General features: G+C 74.5%; 7 protein-coding genes. 5 read left to right on the plus strand and 2 right to left on the minus strand.

Annotated elements, in window-relative coordinates; genetic code table 11:
- Positions 1-17: 17 nt before the first annotated feature.
- Positions 18-5,504 (minus strand): non-ribosomal peptide synthetase, encoded by a 5,487-nt coding sequence (locus tag OG202_RS00245; RefSeq protein WP_328222112.1) that lies wholly within the window; start codon positions 5,502-5,504, stop codon positions 18-20.
- A 338-nt stretch (positions 5,505-5,842) separates the two neighbouring features.
- On the opposite strand from OG202_RS00245, the gene OG202_RS00250 reads away from it, so the two are divergent.
- The 5 genes from OG202_RS00250 to OG202_RS00270 all read left to right on the plus strand — a co-directional run bounded on the left by OG202_RS00250 (position 5,843) and on the right by OG202_RS00270 (position 10,693).
- Positions 5,843-7,261, plus strand: coding sequence for a cytochrome P450 (locus tag OG202_RS00250; RefSeq protein ID WP_328222113.1), 1,419 nt, complete (start codon positions 5,843-5,845; stop codon positions 7,259-7,261).
- A gap of 125 nt (positions 7,262-7,386) precedes the next feature.
- Complete coding sequence (locus tag OG202_RS00255; RefSeq protein WP_326585323.1) at positions 7,387-7,884, plus strand: pyridoxamine 5'-phosphate oxidase family protein; 498 nt, start codon at positions 7,387-7,389, stop codon at positions 7,882-7,884.
- Complete coding sequence (locus OG202_RS00260; protein WP_326585322.1) at positions 7,881-8,345, plus strand: hypothetical protein; 465 nt, start codon at positions 7,881-7,883, stop codon at positions 8,343-8,345. Before OG202_RS00255 ends, OG202_RS00260 begins: the two co-directional genes overlap by 4 nt.
- Positions 8,346-8,498: 153 nt before the next feature.
- Positions 8,499-9,098, plus strand: coding sequence for a class I SAM-dependent methyltransferase (locus tag OG202_RS00265; protein WP_326585321.1), 600 nt, complete (start codon positions 8,499-8,501; stop codon positions 9,096-9,098).
- Between the two features lie 35 nt (positions 9,099-9,133).
- Positions 9,134-10,693 carry an FAD-dependent oxidoreductase gene (locus tag OG202_RS00270; protein ID WP_327726221.1) on the plus strand — a complete coding sequence of 520 codons (1,560 nt, stop codon included), beginning with the start codon at positions 9,134-9,136 and terminating at the stop codon, positions 10,691-10,693.
- A 98-nt stretch (positions 10,694-10,791) separates the two neighbouring features.
- Here the strand turns inward: OG202_RS00270 and OG202_RS00275 are convergent, their stop codons facing one another.
- Complete coding sequence (locus OG202_RS00275) at positions 10,792-12,252, minus strand: MFS transporter (RefSeq protein ID WP_327726222.1); 1,461 nt, start codon at positions 12,250-12,252, stop codon at positions 10,792-10,794.
- Positions 12,253-12,341: the final 89 nt, after the last annotated feature.

Here is a 12,341-nt window from a genome sequence, read left to right on the forward strand (position 1 = left end):
CAGGCCGGGGACGCGGGTCAGGGGGTGCCGCGGCTCCGGCCGGCGGCCGTGTAGCGGCTGCGGTCCAGGCGGCGTGGGGAGCCGGGGGTGGCGGGGGTCGGCGGGGCGGGCTGCCGGGCGAGTTCGCTGAGGTAGGCGGCCTGTTCGGCGACGGTGGTGCGGGTGCGCAGCTCCGTCAGGGGTACGTGGACGTCGAAGGCGCGGCCCAGGAGGTGGGCGAGGCGGCTGAGCATCAGCGAGTGGCCGCCGAGGTCGAGGAATTCGTCGCTCACGGCGACTTCGGTGGTGGGCAGGACCTGCCGCCAGCAGGCGGCGACGCGCCGTTCGGGCTCGTCGCGCGGGGCGATCCGGCTGCCGGTGCGCAGTGCCGAGGCCGGGATGTGGGCGAGGCGGTGGCGGTCGAGTTTGCCGTGCCGGTTGCGTGGGAGTTCCTCCAGGACGGCGTACTGGCCGGGCACCATGTAGCCGGGCAGTTCGCGGCCGAGCCGGCGGCGGATGCCGCGCAGCCAGGGGGCGGGGTCGCCGTCGAGGGGCTGTTCGGGCACCAGGTAGGCGGCCAGGCGGCGGCCGGTGCCCTCGCCCAGTGCCAGGACGGCGGCGTCCTTGAGGGGGGCGACCGTGCGCAGTGCCTTCTCCACGTCGCCGAGTTCGATGCGGAATCCGCGGACCTTGACCTGGTGGTCGGTGCGGCCGATGAACTCCAGCTGTCCGTCGGGCCGCCACCGCACCAGGTCGCCGGTGCGGTACCGGGTGCGGCCGGGGCTGTCGGGGTCGGGCAGGAAGCGGGCGGCGGTCAGGTCGGCGCGGCCGGCGTAGCCGCGGGCGACTCCGGCGCCGCCGATGAGGAGTTCACCGGTGCCGCCCGGGGGCACCGGGCGCAGGTCGGCGTCGACGACGGCCAGGGTGGTGCCGCCGACGGGGCGGCCGATGGGCACCGGGTCGGTGGTGCCCGGCGGCAGTTCGGCGTAGGTGGAGTAGGTGGTGGTCTCACTGGGCCCGTACAGGTTGACCACGCGGACGCCGGGGAGGGTGTCGTGCAGGGTGCGCACCAGGCCGGCGGTGAGGGGTTCGCCGGCCACGTTGACGGTGCGCAGCGAGGCGGGCAGGGTGCCGCGCTCGGCGAGGGTGGCGACGGCCGAGGGCACGGTGTTGAGGAGGGTGGCGCCCCGGGCGTGGGCGGGGGCGTCGGACAGGTCCAGGACGCTGTCGAGGATGTGTACCTGGCAGCCGCGGGCCAGCGGCACGAACAGTTCGAACACCGACAGGTCGAAGGTGGTGGGGGTGACGGCGAGGGTGCGGGCCAGTTCGTCGTCCCGGTAGGCGCGGCCGGCCCAGCGGACCAGGTTGACGGCGCCGCGGTGGCGGATGACGACTCCTTTGGGGCGTCCGGTGGAGCCGGAGGTGAACAGCAGATACGCCGGGTCGTCGGGGCCGGTGGCGGTCTCCGGCACCGGGATGTGGGTCCGGTGTGCGTCGCGGAGGGCGGCGTCGAGGCCGACGAGGGTGACGGGCAGGAGGTGGTCGCGCTCCACGGCCACGGAGGCGGTGAGGACATGGCGGCAGCCCGCGTCCTGGAGGACGGCGGCGACACGGTCGGGCGGGGTGGCGGGGTCCAGCGGGAGATAGGCGGCGCCCGCGCGCAGCACACCGAGGAGTGCGGCGGGCAGGTCGCGGCCGCGGGGGGCGAGGACGCCGACGGTGCTGCCGGGGCCGCATCCGGCCGCGGCGAGGGCGGCGGCCACGCGGGCGGAGCGGTCGGCGAGTTCCCGGTAGCTGAGGCTGCCGTCGTAGGCGACGACGGCGGTGCGCCCCGGGTGGCGGCGGGCGGTGTCGAGCACCAGTTCGTGCAGCGTCGACTCGCCGTTCTCCGGCAGTGCCGGCCGGGACCAGCGCGCCATGCGGGCCCGCTGCTCGTCGTCGACGGCGCTGATGTCGTCGACGGCCCGGTCCGCTCCGGCGCTCAGGCCGTCGACGACGGCGGTGAAGGCCGTGGCGAACTGGCCGGCCAGCCAGTCGGCGTACCGGGCGGGGTCGGCCTCCACGCGGCCGGTGAGGGTGCCGTCGTTCTCGGTGAGGAGGGTGGTGAGGCCGAACGGGCCGATGCTCGGCGGGGTGACCGTCACGCCGAGGTGGAGGTCGCCGAGGCGCACGCCGGCGCCGAGGAGCCCGGTGCCGAGGCCGCGGGGGGCGCCGGGGGTGTCCTGTTGCAGCAGGAGGGCCGCGTCCGGTGCGGGGATGTCGGGGCCGTTGTCGGCGGCGGACAGGGCGACGAGTTCGGGGTGGCCGACGGTGTGGTGGGCGAGGGCGCCGCGCAGGGCGTGGGAGGCACGGGCGACCAGGTCGCCGACGGTGCCGGTGGCGGTGTCGAGGGGCACGGGGACGGTGGAGACGAGAAAGCCGACGGCGTGATGTGTGCCGGAGGTGCGGCCGTGCATCGGGACGCCGACAGGGACCCTGGCGGTGTTGGTGAGCCGGGCCAGGGTGAGGGACTGGGCGGCGAGCAGGACCGCGTACAGGGTGGCGCCGCATTCCTTGGCGAGGGCCTTCAGGGCCCGGGTGCGGGCGGCGTCCAGGGTGAGCGGGGCGTGGACGGCGGTGCGGGCCAGGCCCTTGCCCTCTTCGGTGTCCTTCTCGGGGCGGGTCTGGGCGGGCGGGAGCTGGAGAGGGTCGACGCCGTGGCCCCAGAGTTCGCGCCAGAACCGCCAGGCGCGAGCGGTGCGCCGGGGGTCGGGGCGGGCCGCGGGGGTGGCGGGCGGGGCGGGCAGTGCCGCCGCGGCGGTGGCGGGGTCCACCTCGGTGAGGAGGGCGGCGAGTTCGGTGGCGAGCACGCCGATCGACCACAGGTCGGCGACCGCGTGGTGGACGGTGACCGCGAGGTGGGCGCCGTAGGTGCCGCAGAGCACCATCTCGGCGTGGAACAGCGGGCCTTCGGTGAGGTCGGGGACGCGGCGGCAGTGTTCGTCGAGCAGGCCGAGGAGTTCGTCCTCGCCGGTGGCGAGGAGGCGGGTGAGCGTGCAGTAGCGGCCCCAGGTTGCGGCCGGGTCGGGGGCGGCGTCGATGACGCGGGTCCACTCCTGGCCGCGGCGCAGCAGGCGGCTGCGCAGCGCGGGGTGGCGGGCGACCAGGGCGTTCAGGGCGCGGGCGACGTGTTCGGGGGGGATCGCCTGCGGCAGGGCGAAGGCGATACCGAGGGACAGGCCGGGGGCGGCCGGGTCGAGTTCGTGGAGCAGGGCGAGGGACTCCTGGCCCGGGGTGAGGGGCGCCGGCCCGTCCGGGGCGGCGAGGGGTGCGCCGGCGGTGGGCGCGGACCGGATGAGTTCGGCGAGCCGGCCGGCGTCGACGCCGGCGAGCACGTCGGCGGGCGGCAGCAGGATCCGGAAGATCCGTGAGGTCTCGCCCGCCAGGCGGGCGGCGGTGAGGGAGTCCGGGACCCACGCGGGGGCGTCGCCGCCTGGGCCCCCGGTGGGGGCGTCGCCGCCGCCGAAGTGGGCGATGACGGTGGCCGCGAGCGCGTGCAGCAGGTCGCCGTCGGCCGTATGGGGGGCCGCCGGGTTCCCGGCCGGCCGGGGCCCGGTGCCGGGCGGGGGCGGGGAGGCGGCGCCGGGCGGGGGCGGGGAGGCGGCGCCGGGCGGGGGCGAGGAGACGAGGGCGGGCGGGGGCGGAGAGGCAACACCGGGCGAGAGCGAGGAGACGGCACCCGGCGGGGGCGAGGAGGCGAGGGCGGGCGGGGGCGGAGAGGCAACACCGGGCGGGGGCGGGGAGGCGGTGTCGCACCACAGTGTGTCGAGGGAGCCGTCGAGGTGTGCGGCGCGGGCGGCCCGGCGCCGCACCTTGCCGCTGGAGGTCTTGGGCAGGGTCGCGGGGCGGATGAGGTGGACGGCGGCGACGGGCACGGAGTGTTCGCGGGCCAGGGCCGCGCGCACCGCGGCGGCGGTGCGGCGGGCTGCGGCCGGGTCGCCGGCAGCCTCCTTGCGCAGTTCGGCGACGAGGAGGATCTCCTCGCTGCCGTCGGGGCCGGGCAGTGCGCTGACGGCGACACAGCCCTTGCGGATCGCCGGGTCGGTGTCCTGCGCGGTGCGTTCGAGGTCCTGCGGGTGGATGTTGCGGCCGCGTACGACGATGACGTCCTTGACGCGGGCGACCGGCACCAGTTCGCCGTCGTCGGTGAGGAAGCCGAGGTCGCCGGTGCGGATCCAGGTCCTGGACGATCCGGCGACGCGCACGCCGAAGACCCGTGCGCTCTCCTCGGGTTCGTCGTGATAACCGGTGGCGACGCCGTCGGAGGCGACGAGGATTTCTCCGACGGTGCCGGCCGGGCGGCGGCTGCCGTCCAGGGGGTCGGCGATCAGCACGTCGGTGCCGGCGACCGGGGGGCCGCTGGTGACCAGTTCGGTGACGGCGGCGCCCTCCCGGGGCTCCTGGACGCGGCCTTGGGCCAGTGCGTCGGTGTCCGCGCGTACGGTGCGCGGCCCGGCGCCGGCCCGGGCGCCACTGACGATGAGGGTGGCCTCGGCCAGTCCGTAGCAGGGCAGGAAGACGTCCGGGCGCAGGCCGGCGGGGGCGAAGGTGTGCGCGAAGGCCCGCAGGGTTGCCGGGTCGACGGGTTCGGCGCCGCAGAAGGCGACCTCGAGGGCGCTCAGGTCGAGGGCGGCGATGTCCTGCCGCGTGGCGCGCCGGGTGGCCAGCGCGTAGCCGAAGTTGGGGGCACCGGTGTGTGTGGCCCTGGTCCGGTCGAGCAGCCGCAGCCAGCTCATCGGGTCGGCGAGGAACGACAGGGGCGACAGCAGGTGGACGGGGAAGCCGGTGAGCAGGGGGGTGAGGATGCCGCCGACGAGCCCCATGTCGTGGTAGGGCGGCAGCCACAGCGCGCCGGTGCTGGTGGGGCCGAGCCCGAACCGGCCGGTGATGGCGGCGACGTTGGCGAGCAGGTTGCGGTGCGCGACGACGACGCCGCGCGGGGTGCCGGTGGACCCGGAGGTGAACTGGATGAACAGCGGGTCGTCGGCGCGTACGGCGGGCTCGCGCCATGCGTCGGCGAGCGCGTCGTCGGCCGCGGTGTCGAGGAGCCGGGCGGGGTCGATGTGCGGCAGCCGCTCGGCGAACAGTGCGCGCAGCGGCTGGAGCAGGCCCGGTTCGGTGAGCAGGGTGGCGTCGGGGAGCTTGGCGAGGATCGCGCCGAGCCGGGTGAAGTCCCGCCGTACGTCTGCGGGGTTGGGCGGGTAGACGGGCGCGGCGGGCAGCCCGGCGTAGGTGGTGGCGAGGAAGGCGGTGAGGTAGTCGGGGCCCGGCTGCATCAGCAGCAGGACGGGCGCGTCGCCGTGGCGGCGCAGTCCGACCGCGAGTGCGCGGGCGGCGCGGTCCAGGCCGGCGCGGGTGAAGCGGGTCTCGTCGGGCCGGCCGAGCGCGGGCTGGGCGGGGAACACCGCGGCCACCGCGCCGGGGTCGCGGTCGCACGCCGACCGGATGGCGGCGAGCACCGTCTGCTCGTTCGTACGCGCATGCAAGGCGCTCGCCCTTTCCTCGATGCTTCTTCGCGGTCGTCGCGGCCCACGCGAAGGGGGCGTTCGGACGTGGCCCGGGACCCAGGACACCTGAACCGCCTTGCGCGGTCCCTGAGTGGAATTAGGGCGTCGCTGGACGAGGGGCTGAGCCTCGGTGCACCGCATGTTTCTTTTCCGGGGAATTCTGTTCGGCGCACCGTTTTCGGGTGATGGTTTGACGGGTTGGGACACGCGGCTTCCGTACGCGGGCACCCGAAATCACGAACGCACGTCATTCGGCACGTCGTTCGGCACGTTTTTCGGCACGTTTTTCGGCACGTTATTTCGAGAGGACAATCGCCATGCCTCGACCTTCTCCCGCCCCGGCCGGGGCGGGACGGCTTGCCGGACCGGCGGATGTGCTGGGGCTGCGCCGGATGGCGGCGGGGCTGAACCTGCTGCGCCGTCCGCTGCCCTTTCTGTGCCGGCTGCGGCGCGAGTACGGTGCCGTGTGCGCGCTGCCCGCGTCCCGGCCGCGCACGCTGTTCGCGTTCGGTCCCGAGCAGGCGCGTCAGGTCCTGACCGGCGCGGGCTTCGTGTCGGACTCCTTCCGGCACCTGCGGCTGCCCGCGGGCTCCCCGATGATGCTGTTGACCAGCGGGCTCCTGCGGTTGAACGGCACGGTGCACCGGCGGCACCGCCAGGCCATGCAGCGGGCCTTCTCGCCGCGGTACGTCAACGCCTACAGCGATGCCATCGTGCGGTTCACCGACGAGATGCTCGACCGGTGGCGGCCCGGCGCGCAGGTGGTGCTGCACGAGGAGCTGGCGCGGCTGGTGACCCGGATCTCCCTGGCCACGATGGCCGGGCTGGAGGATCCGGTGGCCGCCGAGCGCCTCAACGACAAGATGGTGCGGCTGGCCGCGGCGGCCGGTCATCCGCTGACCGCGCTGGTGCAGGTGCCGCTGCCGGGCACGCCGTACGCGCGGATGACCCGGCTGGCGGCCGAGATCGAGGAGATCCTGCGCGCCCTGGTCGCCGACCGTCGCGCCGGCGGGGCGGGCGGTGACCTGCTGGGCAGGCTGGCGGGGCCAGAGGGGCAGGAGGGGGAGCGGCTCACCGATGACGAGCTGCTCGGCGAGGCGTACACGGCGTTGTGCCACGACAGTGTGGCCTCCTCGCTGTTGTGGACCCTGGTCCTGCTCGACCAGCACCGCCCGTGGTGGCGGCGGCTGCGCGAGGAGGTGGTCCAGGTCGCCGGGCAGGCGCCGCCGACGCCCGCGACGCTGGCCCGGATGCCGGTGCTCGGCCGGGTCGTGAAGGAGAGTCTGCGGCTGATGCCGCCGGCGTCGTTCGGTGTGCGCTACGCCGACGAGGGGGCCGAGGTGGACGGGTGTCCGGTGCCGCGCGGCGCGATGGCGGTGGTGAGCTCCTTCGTGACGCACCGCGACCCGGCGACGTTCCCGCAGCCGCTGCGTTTTCGCCCGGAGCGCTGGGAGGACGCCAGGCCCGCGCAGCACGAGTACTTCCCCTTCGGGCTGGGTCAGCACAACTGCATCGGCCGGAACCTGGCGCTCCTGGAGATGCAGCTGGTGCTGACCCGGATCATGCAGCGGGCGCCCGTCGTCCTTCCGGCCGGCACGGTCATCGACCCGGTCGTGCGTATCTCCACGGTCCCCGGCGGCACGGTGCGGGCCCTGGTCACGGCGCCGGGAGCCGAGGCGCCGGCCTGTGTCCCGATATCCGGTTCGCTCACCGAGCTGGTCGCCCTGCCGCGCTGACGGCGAAAGTGTTCCTCAAGTAATTCTCAAGTGGCTTGCCGGTATGGCCCGTTATGGTGACGGGCGGCGTAAGAAGTGCACAGCAGGAAATTCGACGCCCGTGCCACGAAAGGGTTTGGAGACCAATGCTCGCCAACCTGTCCGAAGACGTCACCGACGTTCTGCGACGAGTACGAGTCTGTGAGCTCGCCACGCTTTCCAAGGAGGGGCGCTCCGTCGCCTGGCCCCTGGCGTATCTGTGGAAGCCCGAGCAGAACGAGATCGTGCTGAGCACGGGGGTGGCCTATCCGCGCAAGCTGGAGCACATCCACCGCGACGACCGGGTCTCCCTGCTCTTCTCCGACTTCACCGGCAGCGGTCTGCCCTCCACCACGGCTCCGGTGCTCGTCCAGGGCCGCGCCACCGCGCCGGACGAGCTGCACACCGCCGAGGGCCTGGAGGACTTCTGGGCCGAACTGTTCCGCAGGCAGCCCGACTCGCTGCACGGCGTCCTGTCCCCCGAGAGCCGGGAGATGACGCCCAAGGGCTACTGGTGGCGGGTGCGGATCACCGTCACCCCCGAGCGGGTGTGGACCTTTTCGAAGAACGAGACGGGCGAGCAGATCCTGGAGCGTGTGGCATGACGGCGTGGTCCGAACTCGACAAGTACCTGCACCTGTTCAGCCGTCCGGTGCTCTCCTTCGCGGACCTCGACGGGTACCCGTTCAGCCTGCGGGTGCAGCCGCGCCAGGACCGGGAGTCCTCGGTGATGGTGCTCGCGCTGCCGGAGGGCACCCCGGCCGCGGAGGGGCCGGCGTGGCTGCTCTGGCACAGCCACGACGAACGGCTCGGCTCGATCCAGCTGCTGTCGGTCACCGGCCGCCTGGCCCGGCACGGCGAGGGCTGGGGGTTCACGCCCGAGCGGGTCATTCCCGGGCCCGGTCTGGGCTCGGAGGGCTGGGCGGGCGTCGCCGAGGCCATGGAGCGTGAGACCGCGCGCTACCTCAAGGCGCGCGGGCTCACGCCTCCGGAGTCGATCCAGTGGGACAGGCTGGAGGAGATCGCCCGGTCCGTGCTGAAGGAGAGCCAGGACTTCAGCCCCTGACCCCGGCCCCGGCCCCTGCCCTGGGCCTGGGCCTGGGCCCGGCCACGGCGGGGCGGGCAGCCCTCACGGGAGCGGCGGGCCCCCTTCATGTGATGGGCCCTGCGTCTTGGTGATGTGCCCTGCGTCGACAGCGCCGGAAAGGCGGAGCAAGCCATGGCAGACCCCGGACACGTGCGCACCTTCAACCGGATCGCGCCGCGCTACGACGCCAAGTTCGGCAAGGACTGCGTGGCCGCCCACGACCTGGTGCTCGGCTGGGCCCAGCAGGCCCGTCTCGCCCCGGACACCGTGCTCGACATCGGCTGCGGCACCGGGCAGCTGCTGTCCGCGGCCGCCGAGCGGTGGCCGGGCGCCCGCCTGCACGGCGTGGACCCGGCCGAGGCGATGCTCGCCATCGCCGGCAAGCGGCTGCCCGCCGCTTCGCTCCACGCCGGCCGCGCCGAGAGGCTGCCGCTGCCGGACGGCGGTGTCGACCTGGTGCTCAGCACCACCTCGTTCGGCCACTGGACGGACGCGGAGGCGGGGCTCAGGGAGGTGCGGCGGGTGCTGCGCCCGGGCGGATCCGTCCTGATCGCCGAGCACGCCCCGCCGGGAGCGCTGCTCACCGTGGTCCTGAAGGCTCTGGGCCGGCTGCCCCGGCTGTACGGCGCCGAGGAGATGCGGGCCCTGGTACGGCGGGCCGGCCTCTGCCCGCGCCGGGCGGAGACCCACCCGGGCGTCTTCGTCGTCACCCACGCCGTACGCCCCGTATGACCGCTGCGGCCCGACAGGCACCTTCAGGAGCGCCGATGTCCACGTCCCCGTCCGTCCTCGTGGTGGGAGCCGGGCCCACCGGTCTCACGCTTGCCGCGGAGCTGTGCGCGGCAGGCCTCACCTGCCATGTGATCGACAAGCGGCCGGCGGCGTCCGACCGCTCCCGGGCCTTCGGTCTGCTCCCGCGCACCCTCGAACTGCTCGACCTGCGGGGCCGCGCCGAGCCGTTCGTGGAGCGGGGGCTGCCGTGGGCGCACGCCGCCCTGGGCGACGGCAAGGGCTGGCTGGACTACGGCAGGGCCGACACCCCCTTCCCGTACATGCTGGTCATCCCGCAACACCGGACCGAGGAGCAGCTGCGCCGCTGGGCGGTGGAGCGCGGCGCCCGCATCAGGCGTGGTGTCGAACTGACCGGGCTGCGGCAGGACGCCGGCGGTGTGAGCGCCGACCTCACCACCGCGGAGGGCACCACGGTGCTGCACACGGACTTCGTGGTCGGCTGCGACGGGGCGCACAGCACGGTGCGGCGGCTGGCCGGTATCCGGTTCGAGGGGTCGGCCTATGAGAGTTCGCTGATCGTCGCCGACGTGCGGCTCGCCGTCGAGCCCGACCCGGTGGTGTACGCGCGCATGGGGCGGCGCGGCATGGTGGTCCTCTTCCCGTTCGGTGACGGCACGTTCCGGCTGATCGTCCTGGACCGTGAGCGGATGGCGGTGCCGGTGGACACGCCGGTGACGGTGGCGGAGCTGCGGGACAGCTGCCGGTCGGTCCTGGGCACCGACTTCGGTCTGCACGACCCTTTGTGGATGTCCCGGTTCCGCAGCGAGCAGCGGCTCAGCGAGCGTTACCGGCTGGGCCGGGTGCTGCTCGCCGGTGACGCCGCGCACACCCATATCCCCTCCGGCGGCCAGGGGTTGCAGACGGGTGTCCAGGACGCGCTGAACCTGGGCTGGAAGCTCGCGGCCCATCTGCGGGGCCGCTGTCCCGCGCATGTCCTGGACACCTACCAGCGCGAGCGCCGCCCCATCGCCCGTGCCACGCTGCGCACGACGGATCTGCTCTACCGCTTCGAGGTGTCCAGGTCGCCCGCCGCGCGCGTGGTGCGTTCGCTGAGCACCCGGCTGATGGGGCTGCCCCTGGTGCAGTCCGCGGTCGTCGATCAGTTGTCCGGTCTCACGCTGCGGTATCCGCCGCTGCCCGGCGCCGTTGACGGCCCGGTGCACCGGCTCGTGGGGCGCCGGCTGCCGGATGCGGCGCTGCGGCCGGCCGGGGCCGGCCCCGGGCCCGGGGCCGGGCGGCTGTACGAGCTGTTCCGGGAGGGCACGTTCGTCCTGCTCGACCAGTCCGCGGGAGGTGTCTGCGCGGGTGCCGCCCAGGGGTGGGCCGACCGGGTCACCGTCGTACGGGGCCGGGCGGAGCGCACCGATCTGGCCGAGGCGCTGCTCGTGCGGCCGGACGGGTACATCGCCTGGGCCGGTCACGGCGGTGGCACCGGGCAGCTGCGGCACAGCCTGCGGTACTGGTGCGGCCCGGCCCGCCCGGGCGGCGGCGCCCGGGCGGGCGCCGGCGCCCGCGGGGGGACGGCCCCCGCCTGAGGCGGCGGCGTGAGGACCCACCGGTGCGGTGCCCCTCGCCTTCGGGCCCGCTCGGCGAGCAAAGGCACGGGCCGGCCGGTATGGCCGGCCCGTGCCGGTCAGCGGACGGCTTCCTCGGCCGGGCCCGGCTTCGCGGAGCCGCCGTCGCCGGTGCCTGCGCCGTCCGGCTGCCCCGCCCGTTCGCGGGGCAGCGCCAGGACGCAGACGACCATGAGGACGGGCAGTGTGAGGGACCACAGGAAACCCGCCCGGAACCCGTCGGTCAGCGCCTGCGGGCCGCCGCCGGCGGCGACCGCGGCCACCACGGTGTTCAGGGCCGCGAGGAAGACGGCCGCACCGATCTGCTGCGAGGTGCCCAGGATCCCGGAGGCGAGCCCCTGGTCCTCGTCGGCGACGCCGGTGGTGCACAGGATCATCGCCGGGGTGAAGCTGAGCGCCGCGCCCAGGCCGCTGAACAGCAGCCCGGGAAGCACCTGCACCCAGTAGGAGCCGTCGACGGTGACCAGGCTGAGCAGCAGCGCCCCGATCACGAGGCAGAGCGCGGAGACATGCAGCAGCGTCCGCACGCCGAACCTCTTCACCAGCGGCTGGATCCGCATCGACACCACCAGGATCAGCGCGGTGACCGGGACGAACCCCAGGCCGGCCGTCATCGGGCTCAGGCCGAGCACCTGCTGCAGGTAGAGGGTGGTGAGGAACACCGAGACGGTGCCCACGCCGGAGGTGAGCATGCACACCAGGTTGCCGTAGGCCACGTACCGGTTGCGGAACATCGACAGGCGGACCACGGGGTGGGCGGCCCGGGATTCGTGGAGGGTGAAGGCCACCAGGACGAGCAGCCCGCCGGCGCCGGTGGCCAGGACACTGGTGTCCAGGGCGTGTTCGGCCGCCCGGGTCACCGCGGTCACCAGCAGGACGACGCCCGCGGTGAGCAGCGCCGCGCCCGGCAGGTCGATGCGTCCCTGGGCGCGGGGCCGGTCCTTGCGCACATACGCCGCCACGGCGACGATCACGGCGATGCCGATGGGCACGTTGATCAGGAAGATGGAGCGCCATCCGGCCAGGTCGGTGAGGACTCCGCCGAGCAGTTGTCCGGCGATCGCGCCGCCCGAGGAGACGGCCCCCCAGATGCCGAGCGCCTTGTTGCGGTCCTCGCCCTCGCCGAAGCTGGTGGTGACCAGGGTCAGCGCGGCCGGGGAGACGAGGGCGGCGCCGAATCCCTGTACGGCGCGGGCGACGAAGAGCAGGCCGCCGCCGGGGGCCAGGCCGCATGCGGCGGAGGCGAGAGCGAAGACGGCCAGGCCGGCCAGGAGGATGCGCTTGGGGCCGAAGAGGTCGGCCGCGCGGCCCGCGGCGACCAGGAAGCCGCCGAAGGCCAGGCCGTAGGCGGTGGAGACCCACTGGATGTCCGCCGTGGAGACGCCCAGTTGGGACTGGATCGAGGGCACGGCCACCGCGACGACGGCGAGGTCCAGGATCAGCATGAACTGAGCCATGCAGAGCAGTGCGAGGAGTATCTTGCCCGCACCGTTGCTCGTGCCGGCTCGTGGGTCGGCCATGTGTGTCACCTTCTTGGTCGGGTATCGGATTTCCACCGGGGGTCGTTCACCGGAGGGGCGTTCACCGGCTCCGGTGGCGCCAGTTGGGC

Origin of the sequence: Streptomyces sp. NBC_00310 (genome assembly GCF_036208085.1) — a bacterium.
Lineage (GTDB): Bacteria > Actinomycetota > Actinomycetes > Streptomycetales > Streptomycetaceae > Streptomyces.

Coding starts and splice junctions, on each gene's coding strand:
- OG202_RS00250 (WP_328222113.1), top strand. CDS start 5,843: ATGCCTCGACCTTCTCCCGCCCCGGCCGGGGCGGGACGGCTTGCCGGA.
- OG202_RS00255 (WP_326585323.1), top strand. CDS start 7,387: ATGCTCGCCAACCTGTCCGAAGACGTCACCGACGTTCTGCGACGAGTA.
- OG202_RS00260 (WP_326585322.1), top strand. CDS start 7,881: ATGACGGCGTGGTCCGAACTCGACAAGTACCTGCACCTGTTCAGCCGT.
- OG202_RS00265 (WP_326585321.1), top strand. CDS start 8,499: ATGGCAGACCCCGGACACGTGCGCACCTTCAACCGGATCGCGCCGCGC.
- OG202_RS00270 (WP_327726221.1), top strand. CDS start 9,134: ATGTCCACGTCCCCGTCCGTCCTCGTGGTGGGAGCCGGGCCCACCGGT.
- OG202_RS00275 (WP_327726222.1), bottom strand. CDS start 12,252: ATGGCCGACCCACGAGCCGGCACGAGCAACGGTGCGGGCAAGATACTC.